The sequence below is a fragment of the Nocardia jejuensis NBRC 103114 genome, from assembly GCF_001613145.1.
GTDB lineage: Bacteria > Actinomycetota > Actinomycetes > Mycobacteriales > Mycobacteriaceae > Nocardia > Nocardia jejuensis.
Genome location: NZ_BDBU01000050.1, coordinates 1 through 18,932, shown reverse-complemented (window position 1 = coordinate 18,932; position 18,932 = coordinate 1). Strand labels below are relative to the sequence as shown.

Sequence of the window (18,932 nt, the reverse complement as noted above, 5' to 3'; positions counted from 1 at the left end):
CCTCAGGCGGTGCGCTGGTCGGGGGCGTTGCGGTGATCGCGCGGGCTGATGCCGTAGTGCCGCTTGAACGCGGTGCTGAGCGCGAAGGCGCTGCCGTAGCCGACCCGGCGGGCAATGGATTCGAGGGTGGCGTCGGACTCGTGCAGCAGGTCCGCCGCCAGGGCTAGTCGCCAGTCGGTGAGAAACGCCATCGGGGGCTCGCCGACCAACTCGGTGAAGCGCCGGGCCAGGGCCGCGCGGGAGACGCCGACCTCGGTGGCCAGCGAGGCGACGGTCCACGCGTGCGCGGGATTGTGCTGCATGAGGCGCAGGGCCTTGCCGACCAGCGGATCGCCGTAGGCGTGATACCAGGCGGGCGCGTCCGCCCGGGAGAACCAGGCACGCAGGGTAGCGATGAGCAGCAGATCCAGCAGGCGGTCCAGCATCGCGCCCTGGGCGGGCAGATCCTTGGCGGACTCGTCGACCAGCAGATCCACTACGCGGGAATCGATTTCGCCGCGCCCGAGGATCGTGACCGGAGGCAGCGCGCGCAGCAGCCGGCGGCTGGCCGCGGACTCCTGCTCGTACACGCCCACCACCAGAACGGATTCGGCATCGGTGTTGTCGCCCCAGTTGCGAATGCCCAGACTCAGTGCCTCACAGAGCACCTCGCCCTCCACCGTGGTGGTGATCTGGCCGGGATGGATGATCACCTGCGGCGCGGTGGCCGGGTCGTCGGCGATGATGTAGTGGTCGGGACCGCGGAACAGCGCGATATCCCCGGCGCGCAGTTGCCGCGGCGGGGACTGCTTACCGCCCTTGGGGTCCGGAACCACCCAGCCGCCGCCGCGCACCACCGCCACCAGGGCCAGCGGCGCTTCGTCCTGGATACGCATGGACCAGGGTGGGTCGAACGACGTTCGCATGACGAACGCGGACCGCGCGCGCGGTCCTTCGAGCAGACTGGCCAGCGCATCCATACCCAAGACGATGGCAAATGTGCGCGCGCTTCTCAACCATGTTTGATCTCACCGTAACTCGGTGTACTTGTCTCATGACGAACGAACGCAGTGCGAACAGCGAAAACACCGTCCTGGTCCTGGGCGGAACCGGTAAAACCGGGAGCCGGGTGGCAGCCGGACTGAACAGCCTCGGCGTCGAGATCCGCGTGGGGTCGCGCTCGGCCGAGATCCCCTTCGACTGGACCGATCGCGGCACCTGGTCGGGAGCACTGGCCGGAATCGACGCGGTGTATCTCGCCTACCAGCCCGATCTGGCCGTGCCCAGCGCGCCCGCCGACATCAAGGCGTTCACCGCGCAGGCGGTCGCGGCCGGGGTGCGGCGCATCGTGCTGCTGTCGGGTCGCGGCGAACCCGAGGCCCTCGAATGCGAAGGGATCGTTCAGGATTCGGGCCTGGAGTGGACGATCGTGCGGTGCTCGTGGTTCGCGCAGAACTTCAGCGAGGGCGCGTTCACCGATTTCATCCTGGCGGGCGAGGTGGCCCTGCCCAACGGCGAGGTGCCCGAACCCTTCGTGCACGCGGACGATATCGCCGAGGTGGCGGTGGCGGCGCTGACCGAGACCGGGCACGCAGGGCAGCTGTACGAGCTCACCGGCCCGCGCGGTTTGACCTTCGCCGAGGCCGTCGCGGAGATCGCGGCGGCGTCCGGGCGCGAGATCGCCTTCGTTCCGATCTCGCGCACCGACTTCGTCGCCGCGCTGACCTCGTACGGGGTTCCGGCCGATGAGGTCAGCCTGCTGGACTACCTGTTCGGGACGGTGCTGGACGGGCGTAATTCGCACGTCTGCGACGGGGTGCGCCGGGCGCTGGGCCGCGAGCCGAGGGACTTCACCGAATACGCCCGGGACGTGGCGATCTCCGGAATCTGGACGGTCACGACAGCTGCCTGATCTGTCGGTGCCCGGGCATAGAATGGAAGACGAAACAGGTTGTCGTACAGCAGGTTCGGATCACACCTTCGAGCGTCGAGGAAGCCGCGAAGAGCTGTGGTGAGCAGGAGATGCCGGGGAACCCGGTAGCGTCGTATCAATGGTCGCCGCGACGCCCGCTCCTGCTGTCCGACGTGCACGCCTCGCCCTGTTCGCCATATTCGGTCTCAACGGAATGCTCTCCGCGGTCTGGATTGTGCACATCCCGGCCATCACCGAGCGCACCGGGGTGTCGCACGCCGCCCTCGGCATGCTCCTGCTGTTCATGGCGGCCTGCGCCATCGCCGGCATGCAGACGGCGGGCCCGCTCGCGGACCGCCTCGGCAGCCGCACCCTCACCACCGTCGCCGCGGCGGCGCTGTCCCTCTCGCTCATCGGCCTCGGGTTCGCCACCGGGCCGCTCACCCTCGCACTCGCCCTGGCCGTCTACGGCATTGCCGTAGGCGGTCTCGACGTATCCATGAACGCCCAGGCCGTACATATCGAGCGCGCCTACCCCCGTCCGATCATGTCGGCGTTCCACGCCTTCTTCTCCTGCGGTGGACTCGTCGGCGCGATCGCCGGTTCCGCCGCGCAGAAGGCGGACTGGAGCATTCACCTCACGTTCACGGCCGCCGCGGTCGCGGGTGCGGCGGTGGTGGCCGCCTGCGCACCCCTGCTGCTGCCCCACACGGCCGGAACCACCTCGGGCACAACCCCATCCGAGGCTCCTGCCACCGCCGTCACCGGACCACACGACACGGTCATGTCCGAAACCCTCGGCACCCCCACCTCCGGGGCACCGGAGACCACCTCCGAAGCCCGTTCCACCGCCACCTCCGGACGACACGACACCACCGCATACGAAGCCGTCGCCGCCACCACCTCCGGCAACCCCGAACCTGTCGCAGCCACGAGCGAACCAGGCGCGGAATCCACCGCCCGGGACGAGGCGACGAGCGCGGACGGCGCACTCCCGGTAGGAGTAGCCCCGGGTGGGGCAGCGCCGAGCGGCGATCTCGGGGTGCGGGCGGCCGTCGCACCACGACGGCGGCGGCGGATCCCGCGAGAAGTGTTGCTGCTGGGGGTGATCGCCTTCGCGATGCTGATGGCCGAGGGGGTGGCGGCGGACTGGAGTGCGCTGCAATTGCGGGATCGGCTCGGCGTCGACGACGGGACCGCCGGGCTCGCGTTCGCCGGTTTCTCCCTCACCATGACGCTGGGGCGCTTCGCCGCCGACCGGGTGAGCGCGCGGATCGGGCGGGTGGCGGTGGTGCGCTGGGGAACCCTGATCGCCGCCGCCGGGTTCACCCTGATCGTCGTATCCGGTTGGGCGCCGGTGACACTCGCCGGCTGGGCGCTGTGCGGGGTCGGCCTGTCCGGCGGAATTCCCCAGGTGTTCACCGCAGCCGGGAATCTGGGGTCCGGGAGCTCCGCCACCGATATGTCACGGGTGTTCGGGCTGGGTTATCTGGGACTTCTCGCGGGCCCGGCCATCATCGGCTGGCTCACCGAGGCGGTGCCGCTGACCGCCGCCATGGCCCTGCCGCTGATCGCGATGCTGTTGTGCGCGTGGGGGGCTCGCGCCGTCGCACCCGTCACGCGAGAGGCCGCCGCATAGCCATACCCCGCACCCCACGTCGCCACCCTGCACCACGAGCCACCGAACGCGACGGGTTCAGGAGAGCGTGGGGCGGCGGTAGCGGGAAGCCACTGCTATATCGCCGAGGCTCTCGGCGTGATCGAGGAAATCGTCGACCATGCGGTGATTGAGGACGGCGAGCGCCTCGAGATCCTCGGGGCTCCAGTCCGCGAGCGCCGAACCCATCCAGCCGCGGAAGACGTCGCGCACGGCATCGACGGTGGTGCGCCCGGCAGCGGTGATGCTGACGCGCTGCGCCCGCCCGTCGTCGGGATCGGGGACACGCTCGACATACCCCGACTTCTCGAGCCGTTTGATCTGCCGCGTCACGTGCGGCGCTTCGACATCGAGGCGGGTGGCGAGTTCACCCAGGCGCATCGGCTCCCCCGAATCGGCGAGCACGCGCAGCAGCGGAACGCTGGCGCGGTCGATGGTCACGCCGCATTCCGCGAGCGCCTGGTCGTGGCGGCGAACCCGGGTCAGCACGTAGGCGATTCGCGCCAGCACCCGTTCGAGTTCCACGATGTGACCTGCGTCAACTTCGGGCAGAGGGTTGGCTTCCGTGCGTGGCATGTGGTTATCTTACGAAACTCTTTTAGTTAATTTTGGTAAGTAATCTAGGGGACCCCCGCATGACTTCGACCGCTGTCGGTCAGGCCGCCGGAACCACCGCCGACGACCGCTCCCAGGCCAACCACCTGCGCCTGACACTGCTCGCCCTGTGCGCGGCCGGCCTGGTCGTCTCGCTGCAGCAGACCGTCGTGATCCCACTGCTGCCGCGCATGATCGTGCAGCTGCACACCGACGTCTCCGGCGTCACCTGGCTCTTCACCGCCGCCCTGCTCTCGGGCGCCGTGGCGACCCCGCTGCTCTCGCGCTTCGGCGACATGTACGGCAAGAAGCCGCTGGTGCTGACCGCCATGGGCATGCTCATCGTCGGCTCGGTCATCTGTGCCTTCGCCGACTCGCTCGGGGTGTACATCGTCGGCCGTGCCCTGCAGGGCACCTCGGCGGCCATGATCCCGCTCGCCATCGGCATCATTCGCGATACCTTCCCGCGCGAACGACTGGTCGGCGCGATCGGCATCGTCTCGGGCACCATGGGCGTCGGCGGCACGATCGGCCTGCTGGTGACCGGCGTCATCGCCGATCACACCGAGAGCCCGCACCCGGTGTTCTGGCTGACCGCCGGACTGGGCGTGGTCGCCATCGTGCTGATTCAGTTGAGCACCAAGAACAATGGCGTGCGCCACGGCGGCAAGCCGGACTACATCGGCGCCGCGCTCCTGGCCGGGCTGCTCATCTGCCTGCTGCTGGGCATCAGCGAGGGTCCGCGCTGGGGCTGGGATTCGAGTTCTGTGCTCGAACTGTTCGCCGGCGCGATCGTGCTCGCCGTCATCTGGGTGGTCGTGGAACTCAAGGTGCAGCAGCCGCTGGTGCGTCTGCAGTTGCTGGTCGGCCCGAAGTCGCTGACCGCGAACCTGGCCTCGTTCCTGCTCGGTTTCTCCATGTTCGGCGCGTTCACGCTGGTCTCGAACTTCATCCAGGCTCCGGCGGACAAGGTCGGCTACGGCCTGTCCGGTTCGGTGCTCGCGGTCGGCCTCTACGGCATCCCGAGCGCAGTGCTGATGACCTTCTTCTCGTTCAATACCGGCCGGATCGCCGGCAAGATCGGCCCGGCCTACACCCTCGCGATCGGTTCGGTGTTCGCCGGATTGTCGATGGCCTGGCTCGCGATCTCCCATGATCACGGGTACGACATGGTGATCGCGCAGATCCTGCAGGGCACCGGCTTCGGCATCGGCTACGCGGCGCTGGGCAGCCTCGCCGTGCAGCACGTGCCGATGAACGAGAGCGGCATCGCCTCGGGCATCAACTCCCTGGTCCGCACCGCGGGCGGCAGCATCGCAGGTGCAGTCACCGGATCGATTCTGACCGCGCACGTCATCTCCGGCACCCACGTGCCGACGGTGAACGCCTATGTGGCCAGCTTCACCGCGCTCGCCGTCGGAGCCTTCGCCTCCGCCGCCGTCGCTCTCGCGCACGGCCTTCGCCACAAGGACTGACCACCCGAAAGGGGAACGGGCGTCAGGTGAGCACCTGGGTGATGCCGCCGTCGACCACCACGGCATGGTCGTCGGTCAACGCCCAGTGCGCGATGCCCTCGGACTGGTAGCGGCGCACCAGTTTCCGGGCCTCGCCATCGGGGTCGGTGGGCGAATCCAGGTGCGGGACGATGCGCCGGTCCACCAGACCCAGACCGTCCCAGCGTGGTTCGATACCGCAGGCCGTGCGCACCTCGGCGGGATCGTCCACGGGTTCGAGACCGTGCAGGTCGGGCGTCATCACACAGGCGCCCGCGCTGTAGCCCGCATAGAGGATCGCATCGTCGGCGAGCAGTCGGGTGAGCGCGAGATCGGCTCCGCTGCGGGCGAACTGGGCGCGCAGCACGAAGGTATTGCCGCCGCGCACCCACACCATGGGGAACCCGGACAGGGTGCGTTCCAGCGCCTCGGGCCGATCGATGTAGTCGCGCAGATCGAGCACCTCGGGCTCGAATCCCAAGCGGCGCAGCGGGAAAAGATCGCTGCTCACCGCACTCTGCCAGGCCGAGGGCCAGGCGTCACAGGCGTTGGCCACGACGGCCACCCGGCCGGGTGGCGCACCGAGCAGCTCGAGCAGGCGATTCTGATGCGCGCCGAAACGGTAGCTGGACAGGAACAGTCGCACCGGCGCTCAGATGGTGAAGGCCAGGCCGCGGACCAGGCGGTCGCCCAGCCCGGTGTCACCGGCAAGGGTGAATTCGCCCGCGTGCGCGTCGACCGTGGTGCGGCCACCGCGCAGGCGTGCGAAAAGGCCGGAGTCGAGGGTGATCACGACATCGGCGGGGCCGTCCAGGGTGTCGACGAGGTCCGCCCGGGTGCCGGTGACCGCCACGTGCAGGGTCCGCGGCACCCCGCCGGTGAGTTCGAAGGTGATCCGCGAGCCGTCGGGCGCGCCCGCACCCTTCACCACGGCGCGGCCGAGGGTCGGAATCAGTTCGGCGAAGGCGGTTTCCGCGCGCGGCCCACCCTCCGCGATCGCCTCCCCCAGCGCGTCGGCGATATCGAGTTCGTGCATCCAGCAGTCGAACAGGCGCACCCGCATGAACCGGCCGTAGGGCTGCATGCCGACCGGAGTCGGCATGAGCTCGGCCCACGCCTCGGGACCGATCTCGCTGAGCGCCTTGACCCGTCGCCCCGTGACATCGCGGAAACGCTCGAGCAGTTGCGACCCGCTCAGCGCGCGAAAGGACTGGATCCATTTCTCGTTGAGTTCGCCGAACTGATTGCGGATGTGGTCGCCGGCCACGTTCAGATCCGGCACCGGCTCACCCAGCAGCAGCGACTCGGTACCGATGACATGCGCGAACACGTCGAACACGGTCCATCCGGGCAGCCTCGACGGTGTGCGCCAACGGACCTCGTCCAGGCCGTCCACCAGCCGGGCCAGAGCGTCCCACTCTGCGGACAGCAGGGCCGTGATGTCGGTTCGGTCCGGCACCGTGTCGGTCATGCGCTGGTTCCCTTCTTCTCCTCGGCCGCGAGCCGGTCCAGGCCGGACCGGATGGCGGCGGCGGTCGTCTCGCGGTCGTGCGGGCGGCGCAGCACGAAACCTTTCGCGAACGTCAGGATGTCGCCGTGCTGCCGCGGAACCACATGCAGGTGAACATGATGCACGGTCTGGAACGCGGCCTTGCCGTCGTTCAGGACCAGGTTCGCACCGTCCGCGCCGAGATCGCTGCGGCGCACGGCCTTGGCCAGGCGGTGGCCGAACGCGAAGAGTTGGGCGCCCAGCGCGGGATTCAGATCGTCCAGGTTCGTCGCATGACGCTTGGGGATCACCAGCGTGTGCCCCCGGGTGATGGGCCGGATATCGAGGAAGGCCATCACGATGTCGTCCTCGAAGACCTTGGTCGCGGGTGCGGCACCCGCCACGATCTCGCAAAAGATGCAGCCACTCACCAGCCAGACATTACGGCGTAAGAGTGATCCGCGACACCCCTGCCGGCGACCGCGAGCGCCCCAGCTGGGTGCACGCCTACCGGTTGGTAGCGAACCCTGGAGCTACCCCTTGTGGCAGGTAGCGCCACTGACAGAGCATGTGCGTGTCCGGTTTTCTCGCCACACCATGTGATGCCTATCTCGGCTACTCTCACCGCGGACCAGGTACAGTTGCGAGAATTCTCACGAACTTACTCCACAGTAAGTTCGGCCCACCGTTTGGACCGGTGACGCGGCCCATCATGGAAACAGGGTGGCCTGGGCTCACCAAGAGAAGGAAGTTTGACAAGTGGACACAACGCAGAGCGAGGTCAGCGGAGCATCCCGCAGCGCTGATGCTGGCGCTCCGCGCGGGGCACGCGTCGGCGTGGTTCGCGAGACCAACGCGGACGAACGACGTGTGGCATTGGTGCCGAAGATCATTCCGGCCCTGCTGAAGCAGGGCGCGGAGGTGATCGTCGAGGCCGGCGCCGGCCTGGGCGCGCTCATTCCGGACGAGGCGTACACCGATGCGGGTGCGACCATCGGCGATCCGTGGAGTGCCGACGTCGTGGTCAAAGTGGCTCCGCCCAACGACTCCGAGATCGCCAAGCTGACCTCCGGGCAGACGCTGATCGGCTTCCTCGCACCCCGCAACGCCGACACCAAGATCGGCGCGCTCAAGGCCGCGGGCGTGCAAGCCTTTGCCGTGGAAGCGATTCCGCGTATCTCCCGCGCCCAGGTCATGGACGCGCTCTCGTCCCAGGCCAATGTCGCCGGATACAAGGCCGTGCTGCTCGCGGCCTCGGAATCCACCCGCTTTTTCCCCATGCTGACCACGGCGGCCGGCACCGTGAAGCCCGCGACCGTCCTGGTCCTGGGCGTCGGCGTGGCCGGGCTGCAGGCACTGGCCACGGCCAAGCGCCTGGGTGGGCGGCCCACCGGTTACGACGTGCGTCCCGAGGTCGCCGATCAGGTGCGCTCGGTCGGCTCGCAGTGGCTGGACCTGGGCATCGACGCCGCCGGTGAGGGCGGGTACGCCCGCGAGCTCACCGACGAGGAGAAGGTGCAGCAGCAGGCCGCGCTGGAGAACGCGATCAAGGGCTTCGACGTGGTGATCACCACCGCGCTGGTTCCGGGTCGTCCCGCCCCGCGCCTGGTGACGGCCGCCGCCGTGGAGGGCATGAAGCCCGGCAGCGTCATCATCGACATGGCCGGTGAGACCGGCGGCAACTGCGAGCTCACCGAGCCCGGCAAAACCGTTGTGCGCCACGGGGTCACCATCGCCTCGCCGCTGAACCTGCCGGCCACCATGCCCGAGCACGCCTCGGAGCTGTACTCCAAGAACATCCAGGCACTGCTGGACCTGATGCTGAAAGACGGTGTCCTGGCACCCGATTTCAGCGATCAGGTGCTCGCGGATTCCTGCGTGACGCGTGAGAAGGAAGCCTGATGTACACCGAACTTCTGGCGAACATCGCGATTCTGGTGCTGTCCGGATTCGTGGGCTTCGCGGTCATCTCCAAGGTCCCCAACACCCTGCACACCCCACTCATGTCCGGCACCAACGCCATTCACGGCATCGTGGTGCTCGGCGCGCTGGTCGTGTTCGGCAAGATCGAGCACCCCTCGGTGCTCATGCAGATCATCCTGTTCGTCGCGGTGGTCTTCGGAACGCTGAACGTCATCGGCGGGTTCGTGGTCACCGACCGCATGTTGGGCATGTTCAAGGGCAAGAAAGCCGGCGCATCGGGCGCGCAGCGCCCCGGCACTACCGATAAGGCTGGCCGCTGAATCATGGACAATCTGGTCAATATTCTCTACATCGTCGCGTTCGCGATGTTCATCTACGGTCTGATGGGCCTGACCGGCCCGAAGACCGCGGTGCGCGGCAACCAGATCGCCGCGCTCGGCATGCTCATCGCCGTGATCGCGACGTTCATCTCGATCCGCGACACCAACAACTGGATCATCATCATCGCCGGTCTGGTCGTCGGCATCGGCCTGGGCGTGCCCCCGGCCCGCTTCACCAAGATGACCGCCATGCCGCAGCTGGTCGCCGCGTTCAACGGCGTCGGCGGTGGCACCGTCGCGCTCATCGCGTGGGCGGAATTCCTGGAGACCACCGGGTTCTCGCACTTCCCGGCCGACGAGCAGCCGACCGCGCACATCGTGATCGCCTCGATGTTCGCGGCCATCATCGGCTCGATCTCGTTCTGGGGCTCGTGCATCGCGTTCGCGAAGTTGCAGGAACTGCTCTCGGGTAAGCCGATCACCATCGGCCGTCTGCAGCAGCCGCTGAATCTGCTGCTGTTCGCCGGTGCGATCGCCGCCGCCGTGGTCATCGGCATCGGCGCCACCAAAGACGGTGTGCCGCAGTACTGGATGATCCTGGTCCTGGTGCTCGCGGGCATCCTGGGCCTAATGGTCGTGCTGCCGATCGGCGGCGCGGACATGCCCGTGGTCATCTCGCTGCTCAACGCGCTCACCGGCTTGTCCGCTGCCGCAGCGGGTCTCGCGCTGAACAACACCGCCATGATCGTGGCGGGCATGATCGTCGGCGCGTCCGGCACCATCCTGACCAACCTGATGGCCAAGGCCATGAACCGGTCCATCCCCGCCATCGTGGCGGGCGGATTCGGTGGCGGCTCCACCGCGCCGGGTGCGGGCGGCGACGGCGAGGCCAAGCAGGCCAAGGCCACCTCCGCGGCGGACGCGGCCATTCAGATGGCGTACGCCAACCAGGTCATCGTGGTCCCGGGTTACGGCATGGCCGTGGCCCAGGCCCAGCACGCGGTCAAGGAGATGGCGGCCCTGCTCGAGGCCAAGGGCGTCGAGGTCAAGTACGCGATCCATCCGGTCGCCGGTCGCATGCCCGGTCACATGAACGTGCTGCTGGCCGAGGCCGAGGTCTCCTATGACGCCATGAAGGAAATGGACGACATCAACGGCGAATTCGGCCGCACCGATGTCGCCCTGGTCATCGGCGCGAACGATGTCACCAACCCGGCCGCCCGCGAGGACGCCTCGTCCCCGATCTACGGCATGCCGGTGCTGGACGTGGACAAGGCCAAGTCGGTCATCGTGCTCAAGCGCTCGATGAACTCCGGCTTCGCGGGCATCGACAACCCGCTGTTCTACGCGGACACCACCTCGATGCTGTTCGGCGACGCCAAGAAGTCGGTCAGCGCGGTCACCGAGGAACTCAAGGCGCTCTAGGCGCTCTGCACTCCAGGAATCCGGCAGCGGCCCGTGCCCCGAAAGGGACACGGGCCGCTGCCGTTCCGGTTCCGGCGCATTCGAGCAGTTCAGAGGTTGTCCGGACGCAGTTCTTGACCCACAGGTCCAAAATGGCCTACAGTCCTTCCCATGGGCAGGCCACGCAACTTCGAAGCGGACGACGTCGTCGAACGCGCGATGGACGCGTTCTGGACCCATGGCTACGCCAACACCTCCCCCGCCGACCTCGCCGCGGCGACCGGCATCGGAAAAGGCAGCCTCTACAACACCTTCGGCAGCAAACGGCAACTGTTCGATCAGGCCTTCGCGCACTACAGCGTGCGCGGCGCGGAGCTGGCGCGGGAGTTCCTGGCCGAACCGGGCGGCACCCGCGAACGAGTCCGGGACTTCCTGCGCATGCTGGTGGATACCGATCTGGCGCAACCGATTCGGCGCGGCTGCATGGCCGTGAACACCGCGGTCGAGTTCGCCGGACAGGATCCCGATATCGATCGGGCCATCCTCGAGGCGACCGAGGGTGTCATCGCGGCGCTGGCGGACCGGATCGAGCAGGGTCGGCGCGACGGGGACATCCGGGCCGACATCGACCCCCGGGTCTACGCGGAATACCTGATGACCACCATCGGCGGCCTGCGCATCATGGCCAAGACCTTCGATGCGGCGACGCTTCATCGCGTCATCGACACGACGGTGTCCACCCTCTGACCACACCCTGACCGCCGGCCGCTTCGGCGGCCGCGCTGTCATGCCCCAATTTTTGACCTGTAGTTCAAGAAAGGACCGGCAATGGATCTCGGACTTACCGGCAAGACCGCCCTCGTCACCGGAGCGAGTCGCGGCATCGGCCTCGCCATCGCGCAGGAGCTCGCAGCCGAGGGGGTTCGGGTGGTCGGCGCGGCCCGCACCATCACTCCGGCACTCGAAAAAGTCGCCGCCGCAGCCGTTTCCGTCGATCTGAGCACGACCGAGGGCGCGCGCGGCGTGGTCGAATCGGCCCTGTCGGAACTGGGCGGCATCGACATCCTGGTGAACAACGTCGGCGGCGGCGACGCGGATCGGCTCGAGCTCGCGGGCGTGCTCGACACCGACGACGAACAACTACGAAACCTCTTCGACCTCAATCTCTTCGGCGTCATCAGCACCACGCGCGCCGCCCTGCCCAGCCTGCTGGAGCGCGGCGGCACGGTCATCAGCATCTCGTCGATCAACTCCCGGCTTCCCGCGGTCGGCCCCACCGGATACAGCGAGGCCAAGGCCGCGCTCGCCTCGTTCAGCAAGCGGCTCAGCGAGGAGTTCGGGCCGCAGGGGTTGCGAGTCAACACCGTCTCCCCCGGCCCGGTGGCCACCGACATCTGGCACGGCGAGAACGGCCTCGGCGCGAAACTGGCGAAGGCCAACGGCATCGGGCACGAACAGTTCCTGGCCGCGATGCCCGCCCAGTTCAACATCACCTCGGGGCGGATCTCCACCCCAGGGGAGATCGCGGCACTCGTGGCGTTCCTGGCTTCCGAGCGCTCGGCCAACACTCACGGCGCGGACTTCGTCGTGGACGGCGGCATTCTCAAGATCGCCTGATCACCACCCGGCCTCGGGCTGCATTCGCCCCGGGCGTCGCTACGGCCCGTGCCCGAAAAAGGCACGGGCCGTGGCCATTTCGGAGATATCTATCGTCCCGGCGACTACCGCCCGTGGCTCACGCGCGAGGATGCCCGGCCGTGCCGCGACGACGGGTCGGGGGTGACTACAGGTAGAGCCCGGTGCCGTGCTCGGGGTGAGAGTTGGCTATGGCGTGCAGGTCTCGCTCGCGCATGACGTAGTAGGACTGAGCCTTGACCTCCACCTCGTACTGGTCGTCGGCATTGAACAGCACCTGATCACCCACGGTGACGGCGCGCACGTGCGACCCCACGCCGCAGACCTCGCCCCAGGACAGGCGTTTCGCGACCTGCGCGGTGGAGGGAATGAGGATGCCTCCGGTGCTGCGGCGTTCACCGGATTCCTGGTTCAGCTTGACCATGACCCGGTCGTGCAGCATTTGGATTTCGAGCTTGGCATCGGACACGGCGGCAGTGTACTGCCGGGGCGCGGGGTCCGAGCGGCGGGGACCTCAGCTCTCCGAGGCTCGTGACTTCAGCCCACCGGGGCCGGGACACCGGCTCGGCCGCTAGCTCGCCGACAGCTCGGGAGCGACGATGCGCCGGATGGCGTCCTTGATCCAGGCGCGGGAGATCTCCGGGTCGACGCCGGGTCCGAGGGTGAACTCGGCGACCTGCGGCACGGCCAGCGGATAGTTGATCATGCTCATCAAGATCATCAGAATTTGCCCCGCGGGCATGTCCTCGCGGATCAGGCCCTTGCGCTGAGCCACCTCGATCTTCTCCCGCTTCTCCCGATAGCGGCCGTGCCGGAGTTCACCGGCCGAGGCGTTCTCGACGCCGAGCTCGAGCGCCTCCCACATCAGCAGTCGCAGCAGTTCGGGATGCTCGCTGTGGTAGTCGATGTGCTGATCGATCCAGACGTCGAGGTCTTCGATATCGGTGGTCACAGCCTCGGCGACGGCCAGCATGGTCTTCTCCAGCACCTGATGGAACAGCTGCTCCTTGTCGCCGAAGTAGGCGTAGATGAGCTGCTTGTTGGCCTTGGCGTTGGCGGCGATGCGATCCACCCGGGCGCCCGCGATGCCGTGCGTCGCGAATTCCGCAGTGGCGGCGGCGAAGATCCGCGCCTTCGTCGCCTCGGGATCCCTGGGTGCCATGGCAACCAGCATAACCAACCAACCAGTTGACAGGAGTCGAGCGGCGGAATACTTTCAACTAACCAGTTGGTTGTTGATCCTTGCAAGGCTCGGGAGGGCTTCGGGAACACCTCGGAGCCCACTCGAATTCACGGCGCAGCGTCGCGCCGCGCGTCCCCCACATCTCGCTACACCGTTCGGGAGAACGACGTGACTATTCTCGAAAACCGTTCCGTAGCAGTGCCTTCCACCGCACCGACGGCCGTGTCAGGTGTTTTCGCGGCTCGCTGGCGGGCGCTGCCGGTCCTGCTCGCCGCCATGTTCATGGCGATGTTCGACTACTTCGTGGTCAATGTGGCCGCGTCCTCACTGCAAACGGATCTGCACGCCGGTGAAGCCGGACTCGAATTGGTGGTCGGCGGTTACGGATTCGCCTATGCCAGCGGGCTGATCACCGGCGGGCGGCTCGGCGATCTGTTCGGGCATCGGCGCATGTTCGTCGTCGGCATGCTCGCCTTCGCGGTCGCCTCGCTGCTGTGCGGGCTGGCCTGGAACGAGTGGGCGCTGGTCGGGTTCCGGGTCCTGCAGGGCGCCACCGCCGCGCTGATGGTGCCGCAGGTGCTGGCACTGATCAACACCATGTTCCCGATCACCGAACGGCCAAGGGCCATGGCGGCTTTCGGCGCGACCATCGGCCTGGGCGCGGTCTCTGGACAGGTGCTGGGCGGCGCGCTGCTGGACTTGGATCTGTTCGGCTGGGGCTGGCGCACCATCTTCTTCATCAACCTGCCCATCGGCATCGTCGCCGCGCTGATGGCGGCGCGCTGGTTGCCGCGGCACGCGCACACCCACCGGCCGCGGCTGGACCCCGTGGGCGCACTGGGCATCTCGGCGGCGCTGGCGCTGGTCCTGGTGCCGGTGACACTCGGACGGCCCGAGGGCTGGCCGTTGTGGACCTGGATCTCGATGGCCGCCGCGCTGCCGGTCCTGCTGCTCACCCTGCGCTACGAGAACCGGCTGCGCGTACGCGGCGGCGAACCGGTTCTGGACATCACCCTGGTCAGCGATCGCAAATTCCTTGCGGGCATGGTGATCTCGGGCGGCTACCTGGCCTTCTTCGCCGGCTTCATGCTGTGCCTGACCCTGCTGTTGCAGAACGGCCTGGGCATGTCGCCACTGGCCGCCGGCCTCACCTTCGCACCGCTGGGGCTGAGCTTCGCGACCAGTTCGTTCTTCGCCCGCAAGGTGGCCGAGCGGATCGGCAACCGGGTCATCGTGCTCGGCGCGACGGTCAGCCTGACCGGCATGCTGCTCACCCTGGGCGTGCTGGCCTGGTACGGCTCCGCGATCGGGCCGCTCGCGCTCATTCCCGGCATGATGCTGGTCGGCGTCGGCAACGGCCTCTCGATCCCCTCGACCATCGGCGCGGTGCTGTCCTCGGGCATTCCCGCGCACCAGGCCGGGATGGCGGCGGGCGTACTCACCACCGGTCAGCAGTTCGGAAACGCGGTCGGCGCAACAGTTCTCGGCACGGTGTTCTTCGGCGCGGTCGCCGGCGGGAACGAAATCGGGAACTTCGTGCACGGCATGGAGGTGTCGGGATACACCGCCCTGGGCATCATCGCGGTGGTGCTGGTCGCGGCCTTCGCCCTGCCGAGGTCGAACGCGGTGCGCTGATCACTACTGCCCCGATCGATGAAAAGCACTGCGGCATCGGCGAATAAATGCGAGCGCCATCTCCTCCGAGGTGGCGCTCGCATTTGTCACACACAGGAATTCGGGGATTGGCGGGCCTCTCTCCCGCTGCCACACTGGGTTCCTGTCTTTCTGCGAGAGAGGAGATTTCGTCGTGGAGGGAATTCAACTCACCGCCAATCTGGTGAGGTACATCCTGTGGGTGATCATAGGAACGGCACTCGGCAGCGGGCGTGTCTACTGAGCGATTCCTGCGGATGATTCCGGACAAAAGCAGCGCGAGCCCGTATTTTCTGGAGTGTGGACCCGGACAATCGCGCTGACCGCATCGACCTCGACAGCCTGCACGCCCTGCTGCCCGACAACATGGTGGTGACCGACCCCGACGTACTCGCCGGCTATCGCCAGGATCGGGCCTTCGATCCCGACGCCGGAACGGCTCTGGCCTTGATCCGGCCCCTGACCACGGATCAAGTCGCCACGGTCGTGCGGTGGGCACACGAGCATCGGGTGCCCATCGTGCCGCGCGGCGCGGGCACCGGACTGTCCGGCGGGGCCACCGCGCAGGACGGCGCCCTACTGCTGAGCACCGAGAAGATGCGCGAGATCACCGTCGACACCGTCACCCGCACCGCGGTGGTGCAGCCGGGACTGCTGAACGCCGAGGTCAAGCGGGCCGTGGCGGAACAGGGGCTGTGGTATCCGCCGGATCCCTCCTCGTTCGAGATCTGCTCGATCGGCGGTAACGCGGCCACCAACGCGGGCGGGCTGTGCTGCGTGAAGTACGGCGTCACAACCGATTACGTGCTCGGCATGCAGGTCGTCCTCGCCGACGGGACGGCGGTGCGGCTCGGCGGGCCGCGACTCAAGGACGCGGCGGGGCTGTCACTGACCAAACTGTTCGTCGGCAGCGAGGGCACGCTCGGCATCATCACCGAACTCACGCTGCGGCTGCTGCCCGCGCAACCGCCGCAGTCCACCGTGGTCGCCACCTTCGCGACGCTGACCGCCGCGACGGACGCGATTCTCGCCATCACCGGCCAATTGCGGCCGTCCATGCTGGAATTCATGGATTCGGTCGCGATCAACGCGGTCGAGGACGAATTGCGGATGGGGCTCGATCGCGAGGCCGCCGGCCTGCTGGTGGCGCGTTCGGACGCTCCCGGGCAGTTCGCCGGGCACGAGGCCGACATCATGCTCGCCGCCTGCGAGAAGGCCGGTGCCACCGAGGCTTTCCGCACCGACGATCCCGACGAGGGCGAAGCCTTCTGCGCGGCACGGCGATTCGCCATCCCCGCAGTGGAACGCAAGGGACCGCTGCTGCTCGAGGACGTGGGCGTGCCGCTGCCGCGTCTGGGCGATCTGATCAACGGCATCGCCGCGATCGCCCGGCAGCGCGAGGTGCTCATCTCCGTCATCGCGCACGCGGGCGACGGCAACACCCATCCACTCATCGTGCACGACCCGAACGATCCCGCCGAGTCCGAACGCGCACACCTGGCCTTCGGGGGTGTGATGGATCTGGCGATCGCACTCGGCGGCACCATCACCGGCGAACACGGCGTCGGCCGACTGAAGAAGGCGTGGCTGCCCGATCAGGTCGGCCCGGACGTGATGGCGCTCACTCGCCGGATCAAGGATGCGCTGGATCCGCACGGAATACTCAATCCCGGCGCGGTGCTGTGAGCCCGCCCCCGGAACAATCCGCATCACAAGGGAGTTCGAACCGACCATGAGCACCAGGCTGGAACACAATGCCGACGCGACCCGCTACGAGATCTATCTCGACGACACGCTCGCGGGCTACGCCGACTACGCGGAGCGCACCGACGGGGACACGCAGATCCGCGACATCCAGCACACGCTCACCTTTCCCGAGTTCCGGGGGCGCGGGGTCGCGGCGCAGGTGGTGGAGTTCGCGTTGAACGACGCTCGCACCCAGGGCTACTCGATCGTCCCGACCTGCTGGTATGTGGAGAAGTACATCGCGTCGCATCCGGAGTACGCGGACCTCGTCGTCGCCTGATCGAGGATGCCGCTGCGTCGAGCGGGGTCAATCGGCGAGCCGGGTCAATTGGCGCGGTAACTCCGGCCCGTCTCACCGTGGCGCGGCGTCACCCGTCGCCGCCACACCAGGAACTGCCGGTCCGCGATGCTCCCCATCGCCTCGACGACCTTGGTGTTGTCGAACCCGGGCAGGGCCTGCAATCGGGCCAGGAACGCGGTGTCGGCAGCGGAATGCGGTACCACGCACCCCTTGCCGCTGGCACCGATCAGTACGAAGAACACATCGTCGGCGAAGGGTCCGTCCGCCGTGGTGATGATTCGCACCTCCGCCAGCTCGGTCCACGCGACTTCTTCCACACGTCCGTCGGCCAAGGTGCGCCGGACGAAGGTGTCGTTGATTTCGACTCCGGCCATGCGTCCATAGTGCCCCCGCGTTCCCACTTCTAACAGTCCTGAAACCTCGGATTTCCCGGCCGGAGCTCCCGCGGGCAGTGCCGGCGAACATGCCTGTCCGCGCACAATCGGCAACCGGGCAGCGGTGGCAATTCTTCGGCTATCTCTCGGATTGCGGCGCGGCGTAGAAACATTCGCGGGCGCGTCCCGATATGACACGAGCAGCGACCCGGTTACCGGATTCCCGAAACGAACATCGCGGGACCTCGGTCCGGGGCTGCCCGGGAATCTCGTCCACCCGCTCCGAAATTATCTGGGCATCCGACCAATCGTTTCGGCGGGGCGTGACGAATCACCGGAGAGGTGTAGTTCGAACAGAGGTTGATCGAATGCGAGTTGTCGGCGGGATATCGGCGGAGCGAACCGTGGTTCGCGGAATACTGCTAGCGGAAACGGCAGGCGGACAGCGGGATTCCCCACCACTGGGTGGGGTGCGTCGCCAGGTCGGAGACCGGGCGATCGAGAACGTCGTCGCCGAGTCGCTCGACGGGCTGGCCGCCGAGTCGCGCGATCTCGCCGACGTGGCCGTCGTCTACCGCACGGTGACCGAACGGCGCGCGCTCGTCTCCGCGCTGGCCGACGGGAAATGGCAGCGCGCCTCGCATGTTTCGATCAAATCCGCGCTGTTGGCGCTGGCTCAGGACGATCCCGGCACCGGGAAGGTGATGGTGCTCGAACTGCTCGACCACCACACCGCGTTCGCGCTGACCGATGCCGGGCGCGCGCAGACCCTGGTGTCGGATTCGTGGCTCAACGGGGTCGTCGACGCGGGCAGCACCGATGAGGCTATCGGCCGGATCTGGCCGCTGCTGGACGCGGTGGGCGTGCGTCCCGATACCGTCCTGGTCTGCGGCGCGGCGGCCACCGACCCCGAGATCGCGGCGGCGGTGCGACGTGGTTTCGCCGTACCCGTCAGCGAGGTGGCCGATGCCGCGAACGCGGCGGCGCGCGGCGGCGCGCTGGTGGCCCTCGAACAACTGCGCGGACTGGACTCCGAAGCCCCGCAACCTGATCGGCGATACAGCCGGGTCCTGCTGGGCGTCGCGGCGGTCGCGGCCGCGCTCGCCGCCTCCGGATTCGCGTTCATCCAGCTGCGCGACCACACGACGCCGGTCGCGCAGGTCCAGATGACTCCCGCCGCCAGTGCCACCCGGCCGCCCACGACCGAATCCCCCGCACTGCCCCCGCGCGCCGTGGCGGAGCCCGCCACCCAGGACCCGCCCGCGGATC

At 67.8% G+C, this 18,932-nt stretch carries 20 protein-coding genes; 12 read left to right on the top strand and 8 right to left on the bottom strand.

Going from position 1 to position 18,932, the window contains the following annotated elements:
* Positions 1–2 precede the first annotated feature (2 nt).
* Positions 3–959 carry an AraC family transcriptional regulator gene (locus NJ1_RS32145; protein WP_067702089.1) on the bottom strand — a complete coding sequence of 319 codons (957 nt, stop codon included), beginning with the start codon at positions 957–959 and terminating at the stop codon, positions 3–5.
* Positions 960–1,033: 74 nt separating this feature from the next.
* On the opposite strand from NJ1_RS32145, the gene NJ1_RS32140 reads away from it, so the two are divergent.
* Both NJ1_RS32140 and NJ1_RS40715 read left to right on the top strand, forming a co-directional pair.
* Positions 1,034–1,891 carry an NAD(P)H-binding protein gene (locus NJ1_RS32140; RefSeq protein WP_067702086.1) on the top strand — a complete coding sequence of 286 codons (858 nt, stop codon included), beginning with the start codon at positions 1,034–1,036 and terminating at the stop codon, positions 1,889–1,891.
* Positions 1,892–2,030: 139 nt separating this feature from the next.
* Positions 2,031–3,530 (top strand): MFS transporter, encoded by a 1,500-nt coding sequence (locus NJ1_RS40715; protein WP_245717680.1) that lies wholly within the window; start codon positions 2,031–2,033, stop codon positions 3,528–3,530.
* A gap of 57 nt (positions 3,531–3,587) precedes the next feature.
* Here NJ1_RS40715 and NJ1_RS32130 read toward each other — a convergent pair whose 3' ends face one another.
* Entirely contained in the window at positions 3,588–4,124 is a 537-nt protein-coding gene (locus tag NJ1_RS32130) for a MarR family winged helix-turn-helix transcriptional regulator (protein WP_067702083.1), read from the bottom strand.
* 59 nt (positions 4,125–4,183) lie between these two features.
* Between NJ1_RS32130 and NJ1_RS32125 the strand changes: the two genes are divergently transcribed.
* Positions 4,184–5,617 (top strand): MFS transporter, encoded by a 1,434-nt coding sequence (locus NJ1_RS32125; protein ID WP_067702079.1) that lies wholly within the window; start codon positions 4,184–4,186, stop codon positions 5,615–5,617.
* Positions 5,618–5,639: 22 nt separating this feature from the next.
* On the opposite strand, the gene NJ1_RS32120 is transcribed toward NJ1_RS32125, so the two are convergent.
* Genes NJ1_RS32120 through NJ1_RS32110 form a run of 3 tightly spaced genes read right to left on the bottom strand, consistent with a single transcriptional unit; the run spans position 5,640 to position 7,555 of the window.
* Positions 5,640–6,281 (bottom strand): Type 1 glutamine amidotransferase-like domain-containing protein, encoded by a 642-nt coding sequence (locus NJ1_RS32120; RefSeq protein WP_067702076.1) that lies wholly within the window; start codon positions 6,279–6,281, stop codon positions 5,640–5,642.
* Between the two features lie 6 nt (positions 6,282–6,287).
* On the bottom strand, positions 6,288–7,106 hold the full coding sequence (locus NJ1_RS32115) for a maleylpyruvate isomerase family mycothiol-dependent enzyme (protein WP_067702074.1): 819 nt from the start codon (positions 7,104–7,106) through the stop codon (positions 6,288–6,290).
* On the bottom strand, positions 7,103–7,555 hold the full coding sequence (locus NJ1_RS32110) for an HIT family protein (protein WP_067702071.1): 453 nt from the start codon (positions 7,553–7,555) through the stop codon (positions 7,103–7,105). Before NJ1_RS32110 ends, NJ1_RS32115 begins: the two co-directional genes overlap by 4 nt.
* Before the next feature lie 406 nt (positions 7,556–7,961).
* Here NJ1_RS32110 and NJ1_RS32105 point away from each other — a divergent pair, with 406 nt between their 5' ends.
* The 5 genes from NJ1_RS32105 to NJ1_RS32085 all read left to right on the top strand — a co-directional run bounded on the left by NJ1_RS32105 (position 7,962) and on the right by NJ1_RS32085 (position 12,388).
* On the top strand, positions 7,962–9,026 hold the full coding sequence (locus NJ1_RS32105) for an NAD(P) transhydrogenase subunit alpha (protein WP_067702067.1): 1,065 nt from the start codon (positions 7,962–7,964) through the stop codon (positions 9,024–9,026).
* A complete protein-coding gene (locus NJ1_RS32100; protein WP_067702064.1) occupies positions 9,026–9,367 on the top strand; it encodes an NAD(P) transhydrogenase subunit alpha part 2 in 342 nt (113 codons plus the stop codon). The genes NJ1_RS32105 and NJ1_RS32100 overlap by 1 nt, the downstream gene beginning before the upstream one ends.
* 3 nt (positions 9,368–9,370) lie before the next feature.
* Positions 9,371–10,792 (top strand): NAD(P)(+) transhydrogenase (Re/Si-specific) subunit beta, encoded by a 1,422-nt coding sequence (locus NJ1_RS32095; RefSeq protein ID WP_067702061.1) that lies wholly within the window; start codon positions 9,371–9,373, stop codon positions 10,790–10,792.
* Between the two features lie 150 nt (positions 10,793–10,942).
* Positions 10,943–11,518, top strand: coding sequence for a TetR/AcrR family transcriptional regulator (locus tag NJ1_RS32090; protein WP_067702058.1), 576 nt, complete (start codon positions 10,943–10,945; stop codon positions 11,516–11,518).
* A gap of 81 nt (positions 11,519–11,599) precedes the next feature.
* On the top strand, positions 11,600–12,388 hold the full coding sequence (locus NJ1_RS32085) for an SDR family NAD(P)-dependent oxidoreductase (RefSeq protein WP_067702054.1): 789 nt from the start codon (positions 11,600–11,602) through the stop codon (positions 12,386–12,388).
* A gap of 166 nt (positions 12,389–12,554) precedes the next feature.
* Here the strand turns inward: NJ1_RS32085 and NJ1_RS32080 are convergent, their stop codons facing one another.
* Both NJ1_RS32080 and NJ1_RS32075 read right to left on the bottom strand, forming a co-directional pair.
* Positions 12,555–12,875: a GroES family chaperonin gene (locus NJ1_RS32080; protein ID WP_067702051.1), complete on the bottom strand. Its 321-nt coding sequence runs from the start codon at positions 12,873–12,875 to the stop codon at positions 12,555–12,557.
* Positions 12,876–12,977: 102 nt separating this feature from the next.
* Entirely contained in the window at positions 12,978–13,568 is a 591-nt protein-coding gene (locus tag NJ1_RS32075; RefSeq protein WP_067702228.1) for a TetR/AcrR family transcriptional regulator, read from the bottom strand.
* Between the two features lie 189 nt (positions 13,569–13,757).
* Between NJ1_RS32075 and NJ1_RS32070 the strand changes: the two genes are divergently transcribed.
* From NJ1_RS32070 to NJ1_RS32060, 3 genes are all read left to right on the top strand, one after another.
* Entirely contained in the window at positions 13,758–15,224 is a 1,467-nt protein-coding gene (locus NJ1_RS32070; RefSeq protein WP_067702048.1) for an MFS transporter, read from the top strand.
* A gap of 384 nt (positions 15,225–15,608) precedes the next feature.
* Positions 15,609–16,928 carry an FAD-binding oxidoreductase gene (locus tag NJ1_RS32065; RefSeq protein WP_067702225.1) on the top strand — a complete coding sequence of 440 codons (1,320 nt, stop codon included), beginning with the start codon at positions 15,609–15,611 and terminating at the stop codon, positions 16,926–16,928.
* Between the two features lie 46 nt (positions 16,929–16,974).
* A complete protein-coding gene (locus tag NJ1_RS32060; RefSeq protein ID WP_067702045.1) occupies positions 16,975–17,268 on the top strand; it encodes a GNAT family N-acetyltransferase in 294 nt (97 codons plus the stop codon).
* 44 nt (positions 17,269–17,312) lie between these two features.
* On the opposite strand, the gene NJ1_RS32055 is transcribed toward NJ1_RS32060, so the two are convergent.
* A complete protein-coding gene (locus NJ1_RS32055) occupies positions 17,313–17,663 on the bottom strand; it encodes a hypothetical protein (RefSeq protein ID WP_067702042.1) in 351 nt (116 codons plus the stop codon).
* A gap of 404 nt (positions 17,664–18,067) precedes the next feature.
* Between NJ1_RS32055 and NJ1_RS32050 the strand changes: the two genes are divergently transcribed.
* A partial coding sequence (locus NJ1_RS32050; RefSeq protein WP_479687445.1) for a DUF7159 family protein occupies positions 18,068–18,932 on the top strand: 865 nt, incomplete at its 3' end.